The organism is Arthrobacter halodurans (assembly GCF_041877255.1).
GTDB lineage: Bacteria > Actinomycetota > Actinomycetes > Actinomycetales > Micrococcaceae > Arthrobacter_N > Arthrobacter_N halodurans.
Map to the genome: position 1 here is coordinate 255,836 of NZ_JBHDLJ010000003.1, position 21,228 is coordinate 277,063.

Below are 21,228 nucleotides of genomic sequence, written 5' to 3' on the forward strand. Positions count from 1 at the left end.
GAAGATTTCGAGAGCCAGGTAGTTGGTTTCCATGGCTCCATACTAGCCCGGCGGCGCGGGTGGTCCGGTTCGCGCGACGCAACGTTGCGGAGCCGCCGGGAGGCCGCTCAGGCCAGCAGGATCCGCTCGACGAAGTAGGCCAGCCCGCCGGCCGCGATGACGGGCGCGACGCCCGCGGCGACGGCCGCCGTCGTGCCCCGGGGACCGCCCTCGGCGACAAGCAGCGCCCGGCACGCCACGACGACGGAGCCCACGACGGCCCCGACGGCGACGGCCGGCAGCAGCGCGAGGTTTGCGTCCACGAAGCTGGCGAGGCCGCCGACGAGCATGGCCACGGCGAGCCCGAGCGGCGCCGTGATGCGGTCGGGCCAGCGGATCGTCCCGACCAGCACGGCGGCGCCGAGGCTCAGCCCGGAGACCAGCATCATCGAGGAGTTGGCGGCGTTGGATTCGATGCGGTCGGCGGCCACCCAGCCGGAGGCCAGGACCGCGACCAGCACGCCCGACGCCCCGGCCAGCGTCGACTCGAGCCGCAGTTGCTGTCCCGTGCCGCGCAACAGCTGGGTGAGGAAGACCAGGATCAGACCGACGGCGGCGCACGCCCCCATCCAGATCATGGGCTGCGGCATGGGTGCCAGGGCGGCGAGCGTCGTCGCCGACCAGCCGGCGAGGCCGATGACCAGCGACAGCGGCACCGGGGCCGGCAGGTCCAGGAGGCGGGGCCAGCCCGCGGCGAACGCGAGCACGAGGACCGACGCGACCACCCACACGGCCGCGACGCTGACGGCCGCGTTGCCGGCGTAGCTCGCGGCGACGACGGCGGCCGTGCCGGCCAGGGCGGTTGCTGCGACGGTTTTGGTCCTCACACCCTCCATCCTGCCCTATCCCCTGCGCGCCATCGACGGCGCGGCCGGATCGGGCGGCCGGACCGGGCGGCGGCGAGGAGCCGCGCGCCCGCGTCCGGGGGACCCGCGCATCAGTGGCGGAGAGGCGCCGCGCACCCGCGGCAGGTCGGTCCCGGTTTCCCGCGTGTAAGTCCCGGTTTCCCCCGTGTAACGCGGGAGCGCGGCCCGCCGTTTCACCGAGGTCACCGGCGCCCGACCCTCCGTGTTTCCTTTTCGTGACGCGGAACATGCCGCTGCGCGGGGCCCGCGTTTTATACTGGTCCAATCCCCGGACCCAATGGCGTGCTCGGTTCCACAGGCATTGAGGAGGCCCGCAATGGCCAGCATCATTCTCCTGACCAACGCGTCGGGTCCGTCGATCGAGGTGCTCCCCGCGCTCGAGCTCCTCGCGCACGAGGTCCGCATCTTCCCGGCCGCCGCCACCGCGCTGCTCGACGTGGACAAGGCCGACGTCGTGATGGTCGACGCCCGACGCGACCTCTCCGGCTCCCGCTCGCTCTGCCAGCTCCTGCGCACCACCGGCCTGTCGGCGCCCATTATCCTGATCCTCACCGAGGGCGGGATGGCCGCTGTCTCCGCGCTGTGGCAGGCGGACGACGTCGTGCTGGAGAGCGCGGGCCCCGCCGAGGTCGAGGCGCGGCTGCGCCTCGCGACGTCCCGGCCGGCCGACGCCGGGGTGGACTCGACGGAGATCCGCGCCGCCGGCGTCGTCATCGACGAGGCCAGCTACACGGCCAAGGTGCACGGCGAGCCACTGAACCTCACCTACAAGGAGTTCGAGCTCCTGAAGTACCTGGCCCAGCACCCGGGACGCGTGTTCACGCGCGACCAGCTGCTCCACGAGGTCTGGGGCTACGACTACTACGGGGGCACCCGCACGGTGGACGTCCACGTGCGGCGGCTGCGGGCCAAGCTCGGCGCCGACCACGAGCAGCTCATCGGCACTGTGCGCAACGTCGGCTACCGCTTCACGAGCACCCGATCCCCGAGCGACGCCGACGAGACCGTCCAGGCCTAGGGTCCGCCGCCGGTCCCGGCTCCCCAAGTCAGCGCCCCGGCGCTATGTTGGTTGCATGAGCGCACCCGAGAACCCCGACTGGATGATCGAGACCGTCAAGGGCGTGCCCGAGGACGACGTGATGCGGCGCGTGCGGGCGTTGGCCGCCGACGCCGAGGACTCCGACGGCAACCCGCCGCTGAGCGAGCAGACCCTGGTGGAGCTCGGGACCGGCGACGACCCGGACGCCGTGCTCGGCGCCTACGCCTACCTGTCCGAGGGCGAGGGCCGGGAGTCCGGCGAGCTCGTCGGGGTGGGCGTGGCCGTGCAGCCGCGCTCCGCGGGCGGCACCGGGACGCTGGAGCTCGTCGTCCACCCGGACTACCGCAACGACGGCATCGGCACGGCGCTGCTGGGCGTCCTCGGCGCGCAGACCGACCTACAACGCCTCAACGCCTGGTCCCACGGCAACCACGACGCCGCCGCGCGCCTGGCCGAGCGCCACGGCTTCGCGCCCGTCCGCGAGCTGTGGCGGATGCGGCTGGTCCACACCGGGGAGGTGCCGGCCTCCGCGCTGCCCGAGGGCGTCTCGATCAGGGCCTTCGTCCCCGGCGTGGACGAGGACGCCTGGCTGGCGGCGAACGCGGAGGCCTTCGCCGGGCACGCCGAACAGGGCGCGATGACCCGCGCCGACCTGGACGCGCGGATGCGCGAGGACTGGTTCGACCCGACCGGCTTCCTGCTCGCGGTCGATGCGCGGGACCGGATCCTCGGCTTCCACTGGACCAAGGTGCACCCGGCCGTGGCCAGCCGGACCACGGGCGAGCACCACGCGCTGGGCGAGGTGTACGTCGTCGGGGTGGTCCCGGAGGCGCGCGGGACGGGACTCGGCCGGGCCCTCACGCTGGCCGGCATCGCCCACCTGCGGTCGCTGGGGTTGGAGGCCGTGATGCTGTACGTGGACGCGGACAACACGGCGGCCGTGCGGCTCTACCGCGAGCTCGGCTTCACGCGCTGGGACGTGGACGTCATGTACGCGGCCGGGGCCGCCGCGGGCTGACCGCCGGCGGGTAAAGTGAGACCCGACGCACGGTCGCGCGATTCCGCACCGCCGCGGCCGCGCTTCCCGCCCCTCCTGCCGACCGCGACGCAAAGGACACCACCGATGGACACGCCCACCGTAGCCGCCTCGACCTTCGGCGACAGCGACATGCCCTCGGCGCGGGCCACGCAGGACCGGATCGAGCTGCCCGAGTTCGAGCCCGCCCTCGGCCCCTCCGGCGACTTCACCCTGGACCGTTTCCTGGACCGCGAGATCAGCTGGCTGCACTTCAACGCGCGCGTGCTCGAGCTCGCCGAGGACGAGGACCTGCACCTGCTGGAGCGGGTCAACTTCCTGTCCATCTTCGCCTCCAACCTCGACGAGTTCTTCATGGTCCGCGTCGCGGGCCTCAAGCGCCGCATCGCCACCGGCCTGGCCGTCCCGTCCGCCGCCGGCGTCAGCCCGATCGACCAGCTCGAGCACATCCTGGAGTCGGCCCGCCAGCTGCAGGTGCGCCACGCGCACGTCTTCGCCGAGCAGCTGCGGCCCGCGCTCGCCCACGAGCAGATCCTCATGACCCGCTGGTCGGATTTGGACGACCGGTCGCAGGACGAGCTGTACCGCTGGTTCATCGACCAGGTCTTCCCGGTCCTCACCCCGCTCGCCGTGGACCCGGCCCACCCGTTCCCGTACATCTCCGGCCTGTCGCTCAACCTCGCCGTGATCGTGCGCAACCCCGTCAGCGGCAAGGAGCTCTTCGCCCGCCTCAAGGTGCCGGACATGCTGCCGCGGCTGGTCTCCGTGGACGGGCCCCGCGCGGGCAACTCCGCCGGGCGCGTGGCCCGGTTTATCACCCTCGAGGAGGTCATCGCCCAGCACCTCGAGCATCTCTTCCCCGGCATGGAGGTCGTGGAGCACCACACCTTCCGCGTGACCCGCAACGAGGACCTCGAGGTCGAGGAGGACGACGCCGAGAACCTCCTGCAGGCTCTCGAGAAGGAGCTCCTGCGCCGCCGCTTCGGCCCGCCCGTACGGCTCGAGGTCGCCAGCGACATCAACCCGGCCGTCCGTGCCCTGCTGGTGCGCGAGCTCGGCGTCGAGGAGGACGAGGTCTTCGCCCTCCCCGCCCCGCTGGACCTGCGCGGCCTCGGCGCCATTTCGGCGATCGACCGCCCGGACCTGCACTACCCGACCCAGGTGGCGCACACGAGCCGCTTCCTCAACGAGTCGGAGACCTCCAAGGCGGCCAACGTCTTCGCCGCCATGCGCCGCCGCGACATCCTGCTGCACCACCCCTACGACTCGTTCTCGACCTCGGTCCAGGCGTTCCTGGAGCAGGCGGCGTCGGACCCCAAGGTGCAGGCGATCAAGCAGACGCTCTACCGCACCTCCGGCGACTCCCCGATCGTCGACGCGCTCATCGACGCCGCCGAGGCCGGCAAGCAGGTCCTCGCGCTGGTGGAGATCAAGGCGCGCTTCGACGAGCAGGCCAACATCTCCTGGGCGCGCAAGCTGGAGCAGGCGGGCGTGCACGTGGTGTACGGCATCGTCGGGCTCAAGACGCACAGCAAGCTCTCCCTGGTCATCCGGCGCGAGGGCGACCGGCTGCGGCGCTACTGCCACATCGGCACCGGCAACTACCACCCGCGCACGGCCCGGTACTACGAGGACTTCGGGCTGCTCACCACGGACGACCAGGTCGGCGAGGACCTCTCGCGGCTGTTCAACCAGCTCTCCGGCTACGCGCCGCGCTCCACGTTCAAGCGCCTGCTGGTCGCGCCGCGTTCCCTGCGCTCCGGCCTGATCGACAGGATCGAGCAGGAGATCGCGAACCGGCGGGCCGGCCTGGACGCGCGCGTCGTCGTCAAGGTCAACTCGATCGTCGACGAGGCCGTGATCGACGCGCTGTACCGCGCCTCGCAGGCCGGGGTCTCGGTGGACGTGATCGTCCGCGGCATCTGCGCCCTGCGCCCCGGGGTCCCGGGTCTAAGCGAGAACATCCGCGTGCGCTCGGTGCTCGGGCGCTTCCTGGAGCACTCGCGGGTCTTCCTCTTCGCCAACGCGGGCAGCCCCGTCGTGTTCATCGGCTCCGCCGACATGATGCACCGCAACCTCGACCGCCGGGTCGAGGCGCTGGTCCGGCTGTCCAACCGCGAGGACATCAGCGACATGGCCTCCCTGATGGACCGCTACATGGACGCGGGCACCGCGAGCTGGCACCTGGACAGCGACGGTATCTGGACCCGCCACAACACGGGCGCGGACGGCGAGCCGCTGGCGGACATCCAGAGCTGGCTCCTGGACTCCCGCAGGCGGCAGCGCGGCGCGGTCCGCCGCTGATGACGCTTGCCGTGCGGTCCAGCGACGACCCAGAGGCGGTCACCGAGCCCGCGGCCGTCGTCGCGGCCGGGGCGCTGCCCTGGCGCGTCAACGGGGGCGGGCTGCAGCTCCTCCTCATCCACCGCGAGCGCTACGACGACTGGTCCTGGCCCAAGGGCAAGATCGACCCCGGCGAGACCCTCCCGGAGTGCGCCGTGCGCGAGGTCCGCGAGGAGGTCGGGCTCGAGGCCTCGCTGGGGCTCCCGCTGCCCGCCATCAGGTACCCGGTGACCTCCGGCGCGAAGGTGGTCTACTACTGGGCCGCCCACGTCGGCGGGATCAAGGCGGTGCCGGACGGCAAGGAGGTCGATGCGGTCCGGTGGGTCACCCCGGAACAGGCGCGCCGGACGCTCACCAACCCCTCGGACACCGTCCCGCTGGAGGCGCTGGTCGCCGCGTACGAGGCGGACCGGCTGGAGACGCTGCCGTTCATCGTGGTGCGGCACGCCAAGGCCAAGCCGCGCTCGAGCTGGACCAAGGAGGAGGGCAAGCGCCCCCTGGCCGCCACGGGCAAGCGGCAGGCCCAGTCCGTGTCCAACCTCCTGGACTCCTGGCGGCCCTCGAAGGTGGCGACGAGCCCGTGGACCCGGTGCGTGCAGACCGTCACCCCCTACCTGCAGCGCAGCGGCGCCGCCGTGAAGTTCGTCGGCGCCATCACCGAGGACGAGCACCACCGCCGGCCGGGCAAGGCGCGCCGTACCATCGAAAAGTTGCTGGACAAGCAGGTGGCGCTGGCCGTGTGCACGCACCGCCCCGTGCTGCCGAGCGTGCTCGCCGTCATGGACGAGCGGCTGCCGCGGAAGGCCGCCGGATTCCTGCCGGCCGAGGACCCGTACCTGCGCCCCGGCTCGGTGCTCGTCCTCCAGCAGAGCGCCGCCAAGCCCGGCAAGCTCCTGTCCGTCGAGATCTACGAGACGTTCGAGGACTAGACCCATGCAGCGCAACCCGAGGAGCACGCGATGAGACACCACACCCCGGCCCGGCAGCCCGAGAAGATCGTCCACACGGGGCTGGTCGTCGAACACGACGCCGACCGGTGCCGGTACGCGCTCTGGCACCAGGGAACGTACATCGGCTTCGTCGGCTACTCCGTCGGCGAGGACGGCGTCATCACGCTGCAGCACACCATCATCAACGAGGCCTACGGTCGCCGCGGCTACGCGCGGGCGCTGGTGACGATGGTCCTCGACGAGCTGCGGGACGCCGGACGGAAGATCGTCCCCGAGTGCACGTACGTCCAGGACTACCTGCGCCGCTACCCCGAGTACCGCGACATGGTGGCCGGCTGAGCATGCGGAACACCGCGGAACGACGTCCCGGACGCCCGGGCCGCCTCGCGCGGCTCCTGCTTCCCGCGGTGGCGGCCGGCCTGCTCGTCTCCTGCGCCCCGGCCGGGGACGCCCCGCCCGCCGCCAACACCCCGTGGTTCGGCGGCTACGTCGAGGCGACCGCGTATCCGTACTTCGAGTTCGCCGGCGCCTCCGCCGCGGACGCGACGACAGTGCTGGGCTTCATCGTGGCCGACCCCGAGGACGCCTGCTCGCCGTCGTGGGGCGGATACTTCACGCTGGACCAGGCGGCCGCCGACCTGGGGCTCGAGACACAGGTCGCGGACATCCGGCGGAGCGGCGGCGAGGTGCTCGTCTCCTTCGGGGGCGCGGCCGAGGACGAGCTCGCCACGGCCTGCACGGACCCGGCGGCGCTGGCCACGGCCTACCGCGGGGTGATCGACCGCTACGACCTGGACGTCCTGGACCTCGACGTCGAGCTGAACGACCTCGAGGACTCGGAGGCCAACCTCCGGCGCGCCTCGGTCGTCGCCGAGCTCCAGGCCGAGCGCCCGGCCGAGGACCCCCTCGGCGTCTGGCTGACGCTGCCGGTGGGGTCGACCGGGCTCGGCGAGCAGTCGCTCTCCCTGATCTCCGGCATGCTCGATGCGGGCGTGGAGCTGGACGGGGTCAACATCATGACCATGAACTACGGGGACGGCACGCCCCAGGAGCGCTCGATGCTCGACGTCTCCACCGCGGCGGCCGGCGCGGCGCACGCGCAGCTCCGCGACGCCTATGCCGACGCCGGTCAGGCGCTTTCCGACGAACTGGTGTGGAACCGCATGGGGCTGACCCCGATGCTCGGCGTGAACGACGTGGACGGGGAGCTGCTGACCGTGGCCGACGCGGAGGCGCTCAACGCCTTCGCCCGCGAACGGGGCATCGGCCGGATGTCCTACTGGTCGGTCAACCGCGACCGACCGTGCGGCCCGGAGATCGCCGCCGACGAGGGCGCGGTGGGAACCTGCAGCGGCACGGAACAGCAGACCGGCGAATTCGCTCGTGTCCTGGGCGAGGGCTTCGGCGGCTGACGGTCCGGCGCCGGACCGCGGTCGGCGCCGCTATCCCGCTTGAGGGATCGCGGTCGGCGGCGCTAACCCGCTTGAGGGATCGCGGTCGGCGCCGCTATCCCGCTTGAGGGATCGCGGTCGGCGGCGCTATCCCGCATGCCGGACCGCGACAAAGGCCGGCCCCGCCCGGTGGACCCGGACGGGGCCGGCCTCGGCCGACGGCGCCGGCCGATCAGGCGGACTCGGGCTCGGGTTCGCCCGCGCCGCTGAACACGGTGTTGGTGCGCTCCGGCTTGTACCAGCCCACCGCCTTGCCCTTCAGCGCCTGGATGACCGAGGCGTAGAGCAGGTAGGCGCGCAACGGCTCGTAGATGACCCGATAGAGCGGCACCATCAGCAGGTGGCGGGGGCTCTCACGCACCATGTAGATCGCGATGGCGCACATGATGGCGTGGGTCAGCGCCACGAAGAGCGCGAACAGCGCGATGTTCTGCCAGCTGCCGGCCATCAGGCTGGCGCCGGCCATGACGATGGTCAGCGGCAGGAAGACCAGGGGGACGGCGGTCGAGAGCAGCGTGTGTGGCAGCGCGACCATGCCCAGCGCCCCGTACTTCGGGCGGAAGATCATCCCGGCGTGCTTCCGCAGGGCCTGCAGGTTCCCGTAGGTCCAGCGCAGCCGCTGCTTGGCCAGCCCCGACATCGTCATGGGCGCCTCGGTCCACGCCACGGCCTCGTTCTCCTGGACGATCGAGTAGCCCATCTTCTGGATCGACAGCGTCAGGTCCGCGTCCTCGGCCATGGTGTCGTGCGAGTAGCCGCCGACCCGGACGAGCGCCTCGCGCCGCCACGCGGCGCAGGCTCCGGGACAGATCGAGATGGCCCCGACCAGGCCCTCCGCCATCCGCGTCACGACGATGCCGGAGATGTACTCCAGGCTCTGCCAGGCGGTCAGCACGTTCTTGCGGTTGCCGACCTTGACGTGGCCGGCGACGGCGCCAACGGGCTTGCCGCCGTCGTTCTCCTGGTAGAAGTGGCGTGCGAGGACGCGGATGGTGTGCGGCTCGAAGATCGTGTCGCCGTCGAGCGTGACCACGATCTCCCCGCGGGCCGCGCCGATGCCCAGGTTGCTGGCCACCGACTTGCCGGCGTTGAGCTGGGTCAGGACGCGCAGCTGCGGCCACTCCCGGGCGTAGTCGCGCAGGATCCGCAGCGTGCTGTCCGTGGAACCGTCGTCGATCGCGACCACCTCGAAGGAGGGGTAGTCGCTGGACTTCAGCGCATCGAGGGTCCGCCGGATCACCGGTTCCTCGTTGAAGACGGGCAGGACCACGCTGACGAGCGGCAGCTTGTCCTCGTCGGGTTCCGTCCACGTGCGGCGCCGCTGCCGGTGGTTGTTCATGAGCGCCAGCACGATGTAGAGGAGGGTCATGATGGCCAGCGATCCCGTGCCGAACCAGAACAGCCAGGTGATGACGACGTCCGGGGCGACCACCACGGACGCGAGGGCGCCGGCGGTGACGTCGTCCACCCAGGTACCCTGCGCGTCGTGCTGCGGCATGTACTCCTCGGGGAGCAGGGGCGCGACGGTGGAGAACTGGTAGCCCTTGGCCTTCGCGTCCGCGATCAGGCCCTTCAGCATCTCGACCGTTCCCGACCGGTCGCCGCCGCCGTCGTGCATGAGGACGATGTGGCCCTTGCCGTCCAGCTCGGGCAGGACGATCTCCTCGCCCGGCGCGTAGGACCAGTCCAGGGTGTCCAGGTCCATGTCGACATGGATATAGCCGAGCTGCTGCGCCTGCAGCAGTCCCAGCGCGTTGTTCTCCGGATCGCCCTCCGGCAGGCGGAAGAGCCGGCTGGCGTAGGAGCCGACGGCGCGCATGGTGCGGTCGGTTCCGACCAGCTCCTCGCGCTGCTGCGCGCCCTCGTCGTCCCAGCCGGTGAAGTGCGTCATGGTGTGGTTGCCGACCATGTGGCCCTCGCGGATAACCCGCTCGAACACGTCGGGGTTCTTCACGACGTTGGTGCCGATGTCGAAGAATGTCGCCGGGACGCCCTCGGCCGATAGGACATCGAGGATCTCCGGCGTGAAGGTCGCGTCGGGTCCGTCGTCGAACGTGATCATCAGCTGCCCGTCCGCCGGCGTGCCGAAGCGCTCCATGGCGTAGGGGCTGTCGCCGATGAGCTCGGCTTCCTCGTCGGTGACGGTGCGGAAGACCTCGTCGCTGAAGGGGTCGGCGAGGAACACCGCGCCGTTCTCGCGCTTGACCAGGGCCATCCGCGCGAAGGCGAAGCCGGTGTCGGTCCCCAGCAGCGGGATGTTGTACACGTCGCCGCTCGCGAGGAGTTCCGCCGGGTAACCCAGTTCCTGGTTCAGCGGCTGCTCCCACGTGGGGCTCAGCGCCTGCGGAACCACCCACGCCACGGTGCCGGTGAGCGTGGCCAGGCACAGCACGATGCCGGCCAGCACGCGCCGCCAGCGCTTGCCCGTGGGATCGAAGAACACCGGCACGCTCGGCGCCGGGGCGGCCGCCTGGGCGTGCGCCCCGCCGCCGACGAACCGGCGGCCCACGCGGCCCGCCCGCCGACCGTACGAAAGGTCCCCATTGCCGATCAAAATCCCCATGTTGCACCGTCCCCCAAGTTCCGTCACTGCCGGCGCACCGCGATCTGGCGGCTTACCCGCGGATGTCCGATTTCGCCCCAAGCTTGCTCGGGACACCCGATACTTCATCGTAGGGAGCACACCCCGACACTGGTCAACGGCCGGTTCCTGAGGTCGACAAGACTTTGACATGCCACTGGGCAACCTGTGGTGCGTGTGAAAGAAGGGTTTCGCGACGCCGACGACCCCCGCGGCCTCGCTGGCGAGCTCTCGGCCGGACTTGGATCCTCTTGTCCCTTGTCAGGGGCCTTATGAGCGAGATCGGAACGTCGCGGCGGGCTCTCCGGAGGGTTTCGGGCGCGCGAGGTGCTGTGCGTCAGCTGTGAAACGCATCACACCGTACATGTGGCTCGGTCAATCCGCTATATGACGCATTTTGCCGAGGGGATTCGCGATTCCGACGGCGACCTCCGTATCATGCCCCGCTGGCCCGGCGCGTCGACCCGCGCGCCGCCCCACCTCCGGTGCCGCCGCCCGGTCCCCGCGGCGCGGCGGTGGCTAGACTGGACGCGTGACTATCGCGACCCCCTATGAGGACCTGCTCCGCGACGTGCTGGCGCACGGCACCGCGAAGGGCGACCGCACCGGAACGGGCACGCGCAGCGTCTTCGGACGACAACTGCGCTTCGACCTGTCCAAATCCTTCCCGCTGATCACCACGAAACGCGTCCACTTCAAGTCGGTGGCCGTCGAGCTCCTCTGGTTCCTGCGCGGCGACTCGAACGTGCGCTGGATGCGGGAGCAGGGCGTGACGATCTGGGACGAGTGGGCGGACGCCGACGGCGAGCTGGGTCCCGTCTACGGCGTGCAGTGGCGATCCTGGCCGACGCCCGACGGCGGGCACATCGACCAGATCGCGAAGGTCGTCGAGTCCATCCGGTCCAACCCGGACTCCCGCCGGCACATCGTCTCCGCGTGGAACGTCTCCGAGCTGCACAACATGGCGCTCCCGCCGTGCCACGCGTTCTTCCAGTTCTACGTGGCCGACGGCCGGCTGTCGTGCCAGCTCTACCAGCGCAGCGCGGACACCTTCCTGGGCGTGCCGTTCAACATCGCCTCGTACGCGCTGCTCACCCACATGGTCGCCCGGCAGACGGGCCTGGCGGTCGGCGAGTTCGTCTGGACCGGCGGCGACGTGCACATCTACGACAACCACCTCGCGCAGGTCCGGGAGCAGCTCTCACGCGAGCCGTACGAGTCGCCGCAGCTGCGGATCCTCCGCACCCCGGAGAGCATCTTCGACTACACCCTGGACGATTTCGAGGTGGTCGGCTACCGCCACCACCCCACGATCAAGGCACCGATCGCCGTATGAGCGGCGGCCACGCGGCGATCGGCGCGGACGCGGACAGGGCGGCCGGGGGACGCCCCTCCCGGATCGGCATGATCTGGGCGCAGACGGCGGAGGGGGTCATCGGCGCCGCTGGCGGCATGCCGTGGCGCCTTCCGGAGGACATGGCCCACTTCGTGCGCACCACGACCGGTCACCCGGTGATCATGGGACGGCGCACCTGGGAGTCGATCCCCGCGCGCTTCCGCCCGTTCGCCGGACGCACCAACATCGTTCTGACCTCCCACGCGGCGACTGCCGCGGAGGTCCGGGAGGCGGGCGCCCTCGCCGTCGGCACGCTCGGTGAGGCCCTGGAGGCCGCCCGCGGCGCCGAGGGGTCGGAGGAGATCTGGATCGTGGGAGGCGGCGAGATCTACGCCGCCTACGAACCGCGCGCGGACACCGCCGTCGTCACCGTCATCAACCTCGAGGCCGACGGCGACACCCGCGCCCCGCAGCTCGGCGACCGGTGGCGCCGCACGCTCCTCGAGCCCGACGCCGGCTGGCTCGTCTCCGCGACCGGCCTCGAATACCGCCACGAACTTTGGGAGAAAACCCCGTGAAGGAAGCCTTCAGGACCCTGGCCAACACCCCCGAGCCGCTCTTCGCGCTCGGCTACATGCTCTTCCCGCTGCTCGCGCTGATCTCGGCCGCCCTGGGCCTGTGGATGATCGTCACCGGACAGACCATCGGCGGCCTGGTGGTGCTGTTCACGGTGACACAGGCCCTGGCCTTCGGTGCGTTCTGGGCGATCGGCCGGCGCCGCCGGATCCTCGACGCCCAGTAGGCGCGCCGCGTCCGCGGGTCCTCGCGGGCCGCGCGGACGGGGCTTCACGCTGGGCGTAACGGACTGCCCCCGCGCGCCCGCTCGTCCTACGATGGGCCTATGACTTCCTCAGTAGGCTTCGTTGGTTACCGCGGCATGGTCGGCTCCGTCCTGATGCAACGCATGCAGGAGGAAGGCGACTTCGCCGGCCTGGACCCCGTCTTCTTCTCCACCTCGCAGGCCGGCGGCGCCGCTCCGGCGTTCGCGGAGGGCGCCGGCGCGCTCAAGGACGCGTACGACGTCGACGAGCTCGCCAAGCTGCCGATCATCGTCACCGCACAGGGCGGCGACTACACGGCGGACGTCCACCCGCGGCTGAGGGCGCGGGGCTGGGACGGGTTGTGGATCGACGCCGCGTCCACCCTGCGGATGAACGACGACTCCGTGATCGTGCTGGATCCGGTCAACCGGAACGTCATCGACGGCGCGCTCGCCGGCGGGACGCGCGACTTCGTCGGCGGCAACTGCACAGTCTCCTGCATGCTCATGGGCCTGGGCGGCCTCTTCCGGAACGGTCTGGTCGAGTGGAGCACCTCCATGACCTACCAGGCGGCCTCCGGCGGCGGCGCCCGGCACATGCGCGAGCTGCTCACGCAGTTCGGCGACATCAACGCCGCCGTCTCCGGCGAGTTGGCCGACCCGGCGTCCGCGATCCTGGAGATCGACCGCAAGGTGCTCCAGGCCCAGCGCGGAGGACTCGACGCGACGCAGTTCGGCGTCCCGCTGGCCGGCTCGCTCATCCCCTGGATCGACGCCGACCTCGGCAACGGCCAGTCCAAGGAGGAATGGAAGGCCGGGGTCGAGACCAACAAGATCCTGGGCCTGTCGGCCGAGGACCGCGTGGTCGTCGACGGGCTGTGCGTCCGGGTCGGCGCCATGCGCTCGCACTCCCAGGCCCTGACGCTCAAGCTCCGGGAGGACCTCCCGGTCGAGGAGATCGAGCGGCTCCTCGACGCCGACAACGAGTGGGCCAGCGTCGTGCCGAACACCAAGGACGCCACGGTCAAGGCGCTGACCCCGGTCGCGGCCTCGGGAACGCTGGACATCCCGGTCGGTCGCATCCGCAAGCTGGAGATGGGCCCGCGGTACATCTCGGCATTCACGGTCGGCGACCAGCTGCTCTGGGGCGCCGCCGAGCCGCTGCGCCGCATGCTTCTGATCGCCCTCGGCAGGCTCTAGCCGTCCGGCTGGCGGCGCGGTTCGGCCCTAGCTCTCCCGCTTGGCCCGCGCCACGTCATGGGCCGCGACGTCGTACAGGCGCTGCAACTGGTCCAGGCGGGCGTCGTCGATGTCCCCCGCCGCGCGCGCCTTCGTGCCGTGGTCCAGCAGCCGCTTGGCTTCCTTGAGGTTCGCCTCGGCCAGATCCAGTGCGTGTTCCAGACTCGTGCTGTGTTCCATGCACCCATGTTGCGCCCGACCCGCGGGAAAGTCCACGGTGACCTGCGGGCCGGGCGGGCGGCCGGCCGGCGGCAAGCGCGCCCGGGACGCCGCGGCTAGAGCGCGCAGTCGATGAGGAGCGGCTCGTTGTGGAGGACGATGCCGAAGCGCTCCGCGACGCCGTCCCGGACCGCCCGAGCCACGGCGAGGATGTCGTCCGCGCCGGCGCCGCCGCGGTTGGTCACCGCCAGCGTGTGCTTGGTGGACAGGGAGGCCCTGCCCCCGGCGAGGTGCTCGCCGGGGGTGCCGGGCAGCCCGAAGCCCTTGCCGAAGCCGGCGTGGTCGATCAGCCAGGCCGCCGACAGCTTCACCCGGTCCCCGTCCCCGGCCGGGTACCGGGGGGCGTCCCCGGGCAGGGCGTCGGCGGCGGACCGCTCGACGACCGGGTTCGTGAAGAACGACCCGGTGCTGTAGGTGTCGCGGTCGGCCGCGTCCAGGACCATGCCCTTCCCCGCCCGCAGCCGCAGGACCTCCTCCCGGACGCGCGCGGCGGGGGCCCGCCCGCCGATCGCCACGTCGAGCGCCCGCGCCAGCTCCGCGTAGGCGATGGGCGCCCCGAGCGTGCCCGGCTCCAACTGGAAGTCGACGGACAGGACGACATATCGCGGCGAGCCGTTGACGGTGGTGCGCTTGAGCACGGAGTCGCGGTACCCGAAGCCCAGGTCGGCGGCGGCGAAGGTGCGGATGCGCCCCTCGGCGCGGTCCCACGTGCGCACGCGCGAGATCGTGCGGGACACGTCGGTGCCGTAGGCTCCGACGTTCTGCACGGGCGTGGCGCCGGTGGACCCGGGGATGCCGGACAGCGCCTCCAGCCCGGCCAGTCCGCGCCCGAGCGTGGTCGCCACGACGTCGTCCCACGGATGGCCCGCCTGGACCCGGACGGTCGCGCCGGCGCAGGAGGCATCGGTGCCGTCGATGTCGACGCCGGTGCTCGCGATGCGCAGCACGGTCCCGGCATAGCCCGCGTCCGACACCACCAGGTTGGAGCCGCCCGCGACGATCAGGAGATCCTCGCCGGCCGCGTCCGCGGCCCGGACGGCGTCGACGATCTCCCGCTCGGTGGCGGCCTCTTCGAAGCGGCCGGCGGGACCGCCGACGCCGGTGGTGGTCAAGGTCGAAATCAGCTTCTCGGTCACGCTGACCAGCCTAGTGCCCCGGCGGGCGGCCCAGAACTGGGGCGGCCCGCCGTGGCCGGCTAGAACTGGACGAGCGCCTGCGCCTTAACCAGGACCTTCTGCTCCCCGACGGCGACGGCGAGGTCGACGCGCGCGGTGCGCGCGTCGGCGTCGAGCTTGCCGATGGTTCCCGCGACGGTGACCTCCGTGCCGGGATGGTCCGTGGGGTTCGTCCCGGGCGGGTCCTCGACGAGGACGGGCTTCGTGAAGCGCGTCTGGTAGTCCACGATGCAGGCGGGGTCCCCGATCCAATCGGTGACGAGCTGCACCGCGGCGCCCATGGTGAACATGCCGTGCGCGATGACCCCCGGAAGGCCCACCTCGACGGCGAACCGCTCGTTCCAGTGGATCGGGTTGAAGTCCCCGCTCGCCCCCGCGTAGCGGACCAGATCGGCGCGGTTCACGCGGACGGTCGTGGAGCCGATGGGCTGGCCCACCTCGAGCTGGGTGAAGTCGATGCCGTTCATGGCCGGTCCTCCCCGCGCACCAGGAGCGAGGAGACGACCGTGGAGACCTTCTGCCCGTCGGCTGTCGAGATCTCCGCGCGGGTGGTGATCATGGCGCCGCCGCCCATGGCGCGGACCTGATCCACGTGGAGCTCGGTCACCAGGGCGTCGCCGGCGACGATGGGCCGGTGGTGCGTGAAGCGCTGGTCGGCGTGGACGACGCGCGAGAAGTCGATGCCCGACGCCGGGTCGGCGATCAGCTGCGCATCCGCGCGCTGGGCGATGATGACGGCGAACGTGGGCGGCGCGACGACGTCGTCGTGGCCCATCTCCGCGGAGGCCTCCGGCGAGAAGTGCGCCGGGTTGGTCGCCTTGACGGCCCGCGCGAACTCGCGGATCTTCTCCCGGCCGACGACGTACGGCTCGCCCGCCGGATAGGTGCGCCCTTGCAGGGCTGGATCGATGCTCATGGGGTCCTCGCTGTGGACGGTTGGGTCTCGGGCGCCGGTGGCCGGGCCGTTCCCCCCAGCCTAGCCATGAGCGGGGCCACGCGGGCAGATGGCGCGATATGATGAAATCATCACATCGTGCCCCGCGGGGCGGAGAGCGAGGCGGCCGTGCGGCTGGCCCCGGGGCAAGAGCCCCTGTACGAGATCAAGGCGAACCTTTTCAAGGCCCTGGCGCATCCGGCCCGGATCCGCGCGCTCGAGCTGATCCGCGACGCCCCCGGCGGTTCGGCGACCGTGGCATACCTCCTCGCGCGCATCAACATCGAGGCCAGCCACCTCTCGCAGCACCTGCGCGTCCTGCGCCGTCACGGGGTGGTGGTCTCCGAGCGGCGGGCCAGCAACGTCGTCTACTCGCTGGCCCATCCGGGCGTCGCGGCGCTGCTGGGCATCGCCCGCGACTTCCTGCTGGACGGTTTGGAGGAGGCCGACGCGCAGCGCGCGGAGCGGCTGCTCGGGCCGGGTCCCGCGGAGCAGCGCGCCGGAGATGCGCGGTGAGCCGCGGGACCGGCGGGACGGCCGGCCGGACCGGGGCGGCCGCGTACCTTGGGGGCTTCCTGCCCGCGCCGGAGGACTACGCCGGGTTGCGCCTGAGCTGGCGCGGGGACATCCTGGCCGGCATCACGGTCGGGATCATCGCGCTTCCGCTGGCCCTGGCGTTCGGGGTCTCCTCCGGGGTCGGCGCGGCGGCCGGGCTCGTCACGGCGGTCATCGCCGGCGCCATCGCCGCCGTCATGGGCGGCTCGCACGTCCAGGTCTCCGGACCCACCGGCGCGATGGTGGTGGTGCTGGCGCCGATCGTCGCCGCGCACGGCGCCGCGTCCGTGGCGCTGCTGAGCCTGATGGCCGGTGTCATCGTCCTGGTGCTGGGCCTGTTGCGCCTGGGCCGGGCGGTGGCCTACATCCCCTGGCCCGTCGTCGAGGGGTTCACCCTGGGCATCGGGGCCATCATCTTCCTGCAGCAGGTGCCCCTGGCCACGGGCACGTCGGCCGAGACGGGCATGAACACGGCCGCGGCGGCCTGGCTGGCCGTCACCTCCGCCACGTGGCCGACGGTGGGAACCACGCTCGCGATCGTCGCGGGCGTGGCCCTGCTGCTGGTGCTCGCCCCGCGGGTTCACCCCGGGATCCCCGCGAGCCTGATCGCCGTCGTCCTGGCCACCGTCGCCGCGGAACTGCTCGGGCTGGACGTGCCGCGCATCGGCGAGCTGCCCTCGTCGCTGCCCGCCCCGTCGCTACCGGCCTTCTCCCCCGCCCTCTTGGGCGACCTCGCCGGCCCCGCCGTCGCCATCGCCGTGCTGGCCTCGATCGAATCGCTGCTCTCCGCGCGCGTCGCCTCGGGACTGCCGGGTCCGACCGGCAGGACCACGGGACCCTACCAACCCGACCGCGAGTTGACCGGCCAGGGGCTCGCGTCCATCGCGGCCGGGCTGTTCGGCGGGATGCCGGCGACCGGCGCGATCGCCCGCACGGCCGTGAACGTCCGCAGCGGGGGGCGCAGCCGGGTCGCCTCCCTCGTCCACGCGGCGCTGCTGCTGGCCGTGGTCTACGCGGGGGCGCAGCTCGTCTCGCGGATCCCCTTGGCCGCTCTCGCCGGCATCCTGATGGTCACCGCCACCCGCATGGTCTCCCGCCACACCGTCTCCTCGATCCTGCGCTCCTCGCGCGCGGACGCGGCCCTGTTCGTCATCACCGCCGTCATCACCGTCGCGTTCGACCTGATCGAGGCCATCCAGATCGGGCTCCTCGTGGCGGCGTTCTTCGCCCTGCGCAGCGTCGCGCAGCTCTCCGGGGTGCGCAGGGAACCGATCCCCGGCGAACCCCACGCCGGCGACGAGCGGATCGCCCTCTTCCGCCTCGAGGGCTCGATGTTCTTCGGCGCCGCCGAACGGATCCTGCAGGAGATCCAGGCGGTGCGCGACGTCGAGGTGGTGATCCTGCGGCTGTCCCACCTGCGGATGCTGGACGCCACCGGTGCCAAGGCCCTCGCGGAGGTCATCGAGGCGCTTGAGCGGCGCCGCATCACGGTGCTGATCAAGGGCATCCGGCCCGAGCACGTGCGGCTGGCGGACAGCGTCGGTGTCCTCGAGGCGCTGCGGCACTACAAGCACCGTTTCGACGAGCTCGGCCCCGCGGTCGAGCACGCCCGCGACCACGTCCGGCGGGAGGCTCTTGCGCGGGACGCCGGGACGGCCCGCGGAGACGGCGGGGACGTGGCCCCAGCGGAGACGGACTGAGCGCAGACGCGGCCCAGGCGGACGGACCTACGAGGCCAGCCGCTCCCGTGCGGGACGCCCGGAGCGGCCGGGCGGCTCCGCCCCGCGCTCGGGCCGGTTGATCTCGGCCCACACCGCGTCGAGCGAAAGGCCGAGGACGTCGGCGATCGCGGCGATGGTCGGGAAGGCGGGGGTGGCCACGCGGCCCGTCTCGATCTTTCGGAGGGTCTCCGGCGAGAGGCCGGCGTCGAGGGCGGTGTCGAGCATCGGGCGCTCCCCCCTGGCGCGTCGCAACAGTGAACCGAGGCGCTGCCCGCGCTCGACTTCCGCGGATGTGAGCGGCAACCTGACCATGGTTCCGATTCTAGTACCGGGATAATATGGCCGGGATAATTATTGGCCACGTGAAAGGTGCCGCATGATCGAGATCCTGAATTCCACCGAGCTGGCCCGCGCGCGGGTCGCGGGCTCCGTGGTCGCCGACATTCTGCACACCCTGAAGGCCCGTGCCGCGGTCGGCACGAACCTCTTGGACATCGACCGGTGGGCCGGCACCATGATTGCCGACGCCGGAGCGCGGTCCTGCTACGTCGACTACGCGCCGTCCTTCGGCCGCGGCCCGTTCGGCCACTACATCTGCACCGCCGTCAACGACGCCGTGCTCCACGGATTGCCGCACGACCACGAGCTGGCGGACGGAGACCTGCTGACCCTCGACCTCGCCCTCTCCAAGGACGGTGTCGCCGCGGACTCCGCCATCAGCTTCATCGTGGGCGAATCCCGCCCTCCGGCGAGCGTCGCGATGATCGACGCGACCGAACGGGCCTTGGCCGCTGGGATCGCCGCGGCCGGACCCTGGGCCCGCATCGGCGACATCTCCCATGCCATCGGATCCGTCCTCGGCCAGGCGGGGTACCCGATCAACACCGAGTTCGGGGGCCACGGGATCGGATCGACGATGCACCAGGACCCGCACGTTGCCAACACCGGACGACCGGGCCGGGGATACGCACTGCGCCCCGGGCTGCTGCTCGCGCTGGAGCCGTGGGTCATGGAGGACACCGCCGAGCTCGTCACCGACGCCGACGGGTGGACGCTCCGCAGCGCGACGGGCTGCCGGACGGCTCACAGCGAGCACACCATCGCCATCACCGACGAGGGGGCCGAAATCCTCACCCTGCCGCGGCCGGCGTGACCGCGAGGAGGGAGGCGCACCCCTCCTCCGGCTCGGACGGCTACTTCCGGCGCGGGGGCTGCGGCGCGGGAGGGTTGTCCTTGCGGTACGCGCGGACGTCGCGCCCCCGGACCATCAACCCGGCGATGTGCGTGAGCAGCCCCGCGAGAATGATGCCCACGGCGGTGTACATCAGCGTGGGCCGATCGGTCGAGCTCCCGACGACCGCCAGGACGATGCCCACCGCGGAGAGGGCCATCGAGGCGACCACCAGCTTCTTGTAGAGCGGGGAGGCGGCTTCCCACGGCGTGCTGATCATGATTCCAGACTATCGGGCGGGCCGGGGGCGCGCGACGCCGTGCCTGCGGGGCACCGGGTCCGGGCACCCCGAAACGGCGCGTCCTGCCGGAACAGGGCGCCGCAAAACAGGGTGCCGCGGAACAGGGCGCCGCAAAACAGAGTGCCTCAGAACAGCACGTCCTGGACGGCGGGCGCCTCCGTGGCACCCCCGCCGCGCGTCAGCCGCCGCCCCTTGAGGGCCCCGGCGTCCACGGCGAAGAGTTCGTCGCTGCCGCGCAGGCGGACCCCCAGGACCTGTCCCGACACCGAGTCGACGGTGAAGCCGTGGCTCCCGCCCGCCAACGACCCCGGGTAGGGCCGCACGCGCCCGGCGTCCCATCCGGCGAGCAGCCCCGCGGCCGCAGCGGGCGGATCCCAGCGCTCGTCGACGGGCCGGAACGGCACCGTCGCGGCCTCGGGCGAGGCGTCGAGCAGTCGGCGGACGGAGGCGGCGCGCCCGGCGTGCGCCTCGGCGAGCGACCCGGCGTCGTGCGCCGCGCCCGGACCCGCCGCCAACCCGGCCGCCTTGGCCGCGGAGCGGACGGACTGGCCCAGGCGGAGTTCCCGGGTCACGAGGTCCTCCAGCACGCGGACCGCGCGGCCGTCCGCGGCCAGGGCGACGTAGGACCCGGCGACGGCTCCCTGCTCCGCGAGCCTGCGCCACTTGCCGCCGGCGGCGGCCGTCCCGATCTTCGCGGCGCCATGGGCGAAGCTGGCCACGTACAGCCAGTGCTCCTGCGCGAGGTAGGCTCGCAGCCCCTCGGGCGCGATGCCCGAGCGGTGGAAGTCGTGCATGTGGCGCGTGTCCTCGCGGGCGAAGCAGGGCCCGCACTGGTGGCCGCGCTCCGCCGGGGAACGGCCGGGGCACGCGTGCGAGGTGCGGGAGTCCCGCCCGTGCACCACGGTGTGGCCCAGGCACCACTTGCCGGGAACGACGTCGAACACCAGGCGCGTGCCCGGAGCCAGCACGACGTCGGCCGCCCCGCCCGCCGCGCCGCGGCCCACGGCACCGCCCGTCGCCGCGCCGCCGCCCACAGCACGCAGTGCCAGCCGGGGAGGACCGTCCGCGGCGGGCCAGGCGATGCCGTGGCACAGCAGGGACCCCGGCGACGCGTGCGGCTGCTCGGACATGCGTGGGCGTCCTCTCCGTGGGGGGCTGCGGCGGAACGACGAGGCCCCCGGACGCTGTCGCGTTCGGGGGCCGTCGGGCCGCGGGGGCCGGATGGTAGCGGTGCCGGGACTCGATCCCGGGACCTCACGATTATGAGTCGTGCGCTCTAACCAGCTGAGCTACACCGCCACGAATGACCGAGGCCCGCGCCTACATCTTCTCCGAGAGAGACATCGACGCGGGCCAGATCATTCAGAGCCCCCCACCGGAATCGATCCGGTGACCTCGTTCTTACCAAGAACGCGCTCTACCACTGAGCTAGGGGGGCAACGGAGAAAAACT

At 72.0% G+C, this 21,228-nt stretch carries 22 protein-coding genes and 2 tRNA genes; 13 read left to right on the forward strand and 11 right to left on the reverse strand.

All coding sequences use genetic code 11. The annotated features are described in order from the left end of the window. Positions 1–107 precede the first annotated feature (107 nt). The gene (locus ACETWP_RS05685; protein ID WP_373971242.1) at positions 108–866 is read right to left on the reverse strand and encodes a hypothetical protein; all 759 of its coding nucleotides are present in this window, start codon (positions 864–866) and stop codon (positions 108–110) included. Between the two features lie 355 nt (positions 867–1,221). Here ACETWP_RS05685 and ACETWP_RS05690 point away from each other — a divergent pair, with 355 nt between their 5' ends. From ACETWP_RS05690 to ACETWP_RS05715, 6 genes are all read left to right on the forward strand, one after another. Further along, positions 1,222–1,923: a winged helix-turn-helix transcriptional regulator gene (locus ACETWP_RS05690; protein WP_373971243.1), complete on the forward strand. Its 702-nt coding sequence runs from the start codon at positions 1,222–1,224 to the stop codon at positions 1,921–1,923. A 55-nt stretch (positions 1,924–1,978) separates the two neighbouring features. Continuing rightward, a complete protein-coding gene (gene mshD, locus ACETWP_RS05695) occupies positions 1,979–2,962 on the forward strand; it encodes a mycothiol synthase (protein WP_373971244.1) in 984 nt (327 codons plus the stop codon). A gap of 105 nt (positions 2,963–3,067) precedes the next feature. Continuing rightward, positions 3,068–5,284 (forward strand): RNA degradosome polyphosphate kinase, encoded by a 2,217-nt coding sequence (locus tag ACETWP_RS05700; RefSeq protein WP_373971245.1) that lies wholly within the window; start codon positions 3,068–3,070, stop codon positions 5,282–5,284. After that, entirely contained in the window at positions 5,284–6,252 is a 969-nt protein-coding gene (locus ACETWP_RS05705) for an NUDIX hydrolase (RefSeq protein ID WP_373971246.1), read from the forward strand. Before ACETWP_RS05700 ends, ACETWP_RS05705 begins: the two co-directional genes overlap by 1 nt. A gap of 30 nt (positions 6,253–6,282) precedes the next feature. After that, a complete protein-coding gene (locus ACETWP_RS05710; RefSeq protein WP_373971247.1) occupies positions 6,283–6,612 on the forward strand; it encodes a GNAT family N-acetyltransferase in 330 nt (109 codons plus the stop codon). Positions 6,613–6,614: 2 nt separating this feature from the next. Continuing rightward, complete coding sequence (locus tag ACETWP_RS05715; RefSeq protein WP_373971248.1) at positions 6,615–7,685, forward strand: chitinase; 1,071 nt, start codon at positions 6,615–6,617, stop codon at positions 7,683–7,685. Between the two features lie 211 nt (positions 7,686–7,896). On the opposite strand, the gene ACETWP_RS05720 is transcribed toward ACETWP_RS05715, so the two are convergent. Then, positions 7,897–10,287: a bifunctional polysaccharide deacetylase/glycosyltransferase family 2 protein gene (locus ACETWP_RS05720; RefSeq protein ID WP_373971249.1), complete on the reverse strand. Its 2,391-nt coding sequence runs from the start codon at positions 10,285–10,287 to the stop codon at positions 7,897–7,899. A 550-nt stretch (positions 10,288–10,837) separates the two neighbouring features. Here ACETWP_RS05720 and ACETWP_RS05725 point away from each other — a divergent pair. From ACETWP_RS05725 to asd, 4 genes are all read left to right on the forward strand, one after another. Beyond that, positions 10,838–11,641: a thymidylate synthase gene (locus ACETWP_RS05725; RefSeq protein WP_373971250.1), complete on the forward strand. Its 804-nt coding sequence runs from the start codon at positions 10,838–10,840 to the stop codon at positions 11,639–11,641. Beyond that, complete coding sequence (locus ACETWP_RS05730; protein ID WP_373971251.1) at positions 11,638–12,219, forward strand: dihydrofolate reductase; 582 nt, start codon at positions 11,638–11,640, stop codon at positions 12,217–12,219. The genes ACETWP_RS05725 and ACETWP_RS05730 overlap by 4 nt, the downstream gene beginning before the upstream one ends. Next, positions 12,216–12,443, forward strand: a complete 228-nt coding sequence (locus tag ACETWP_RS05735) for an NF038396 family protein (RefSeq protein ID WP_373971252.1) — start codon at positions 12,216–12,218, stop codon at positions 12,441–12,443. The genes ACETWP_RS05730 and ACETWP_RS05735 overlap by 4 nt, the downstream gene beginning before the upstream one ends. 99 nt (positions 12,444–12,542) lie before the next feature. Beyond that, the gene (gene asd, locus ACETWP_RS05740) at positions 12,543–13,661 is read left to right on the forward strand and encodes an aspartate-semialdehyde dehydrogenase (RefSeq protein WP_373971253.1); all 1,119 of its coding nucleotides are present in this window, start codon (positions 12,543–12,545) and stop codon (positions 13,659–13,661) included. A 27-nt stretch (positions 13,662–13,688) separates the two neighbouring features. Here asd and ACETWP_RS05745 read toward each other — a convergent pair whose 3' ends face one another. The 4 genes from ACETWP_RS05745 to ACETWP_RS05760 all read right to left on the reverse strand — a co-directional run bounded on the left by ACETWP_RS05745 (position 13,689) and on the right by ACETWP_RS05760 (position 16,010). Then, the gene (locus ACETWP_RS05745; RefSeq protein WP_373971254.1) at positions 13,689–13,880 is read right to left on the reverse strand and encodes a hypothetical protein; all 192 of its coding nucleotides are present in this window, start codon (positions 13,878–13,880) and stop codon (positions 13,689–13,691) included. Between the two features lie 95 nt (positions 13,881–13,975). Next, on the reverse strand, positions 13,976–15,055 hold the full coding sequence (locus tag ACETWP_RS05750; protein WP_373971255.1) for a UDP-N-acetylmuramate dehydrogenase: 1,080 nt from the start codon (positions 15,053–15,055) through the stop codon (positions 13,976–13,978). A gap of 59 nt (positions 15,056–15,114) precedes the next feature. Beyond that, complete coding sequence (locus ACETWP_RS05755; RefSeq protein ID WP_373971256.1) at positions 15,115–15,561, reverse strand: MaoC family dehydratase; 447 nt, start codon at positions 15,559–15,561, stop codon at positions 15,115–15,117. Beyond that, a complete protein-coding gene (locus tag ACETWP_RS05760) occupies positions 15,558–16,010 on the reverse strand; it encodes an FAS1-like dehydratase domain-containing protein (RefSeq protein ID WP_373971257.1) in 453 nt (150 codons plus the stop codon). Before ACETWP_RS05760 ends, ACETWP_RS05755 begins: the two co-directional genes overlap by 4 nt. Positions 16,011–16,127: 117 nt before the next feature. Here ACETWP_RS05760 and ACETWP_RS05765 point away from each other — a divergent pair, with 117 nt between their 5' ends. Together ACETWP_RS05765 and ACETWP_RS05770 are read left to right on the forward strand one after the other, a co-directional pair. Beyond that, complete coding sequence (locus tag ACETWP_RS05765) at positions 16,128–16,544, forward strand: ArsR/SmtB family transcription factor (protein WP_373971258.1); 417 nt, start codon at positions 16,128–16,130, stop codon at positions 16,542–16,544. Further along, a complete protein-coding gene (locus ACETWP_RS05770; protein ID WP_373971259.1) occupies positions 16,541–18,283 on the forward strand; it encodes a SulP family inorganic anion transporter in 1,743 nt (580 codons plus the stop codon). The genes ACETWP_RS05765 and ACETWP_RS05770 overlap by 4 nt, the downstream gene beginning before the upstream one ends. Before the next feature lie 27 nt (positions 18,284–18,310). On the opposite strand, the gene ACETWP_RS05775 is transcribed toward ACETWP_RS05770, so the two are convergent. Further along, on the reverse strand, positions 18,311–18,616 hold the full coding sequence (locus tag ACETWP_RS05775; protein WP_373971260.1) for a helix-turn-helix domain-containing protein: 306 nt from the start codon (positions 18,614–18,616) through the stop codon (positions 18,311–18,313). Between the two features lie 64 nt (positions 18,617–18,680). Between ACETWP_RS05775 and map the strand changes: the two genes are divergently transcribed. Beyond that, on the forward strand, positions 18,681–19,457 hold the full coding sequence (gene map, locus ACETWP_RS05780; protein WP_373971261.1) for a type I methionyl aminopeptidase: 777 nt from the start codon (positions 18,681–18,683) through the stop codon (positions 19,455–19,457). Between the two features lie 40 nt (positions 19,458–19,497). On the opposite strand, the gene ACETWP_RS05785 is transcribed toward map, so the two are convergent. The 4 genes from ACETWP_RS05785 to ACETWP_RS05800 form a co-directional block, all read right to left on the reverse strand. Next, positions 19,498–19,755 carry a hypothetical protein gene (locus ACETWP_RS05785; RefSeq protein WP_373971262.1) on the reverse strand — a complete coding sequence of 86 codons (258 nt, stop codon included), beginning with the start codon at positions 19,753–19,755 and terminating at the stop codon, positions 19,498–19,500. Positions 19,756–19,901: 146 nt separating this feature from the next. Beyond that, positions 19,902–20,906 (reverse strand): DUF2797 domain-containing protein, encoded by a 1,005-nt coding sequence (locus tag ACETWP_RS05790; RefSeq protein ID WP_373971263.1) that lies wholly within the window; start codon positions 20,904–20,906, stop codon positions 19,902–19,904. Positions 20,907–20,998: 92 nt separating this feature from the next. Next, a tRNA-Met gene (locus tag ACETWP_RS05795) sits at positions 20,999–21,075 on the reverse strand. Positions 21,076–21,142: 67 nt separating this feature from the next. Continuing rightward, positions 21,143–21,214, reverse strand: a tRNA-Thr gene (locus ACETWP_RS05800). Positions 21,215–21,228: the final 14 nt, after the last annotated feature.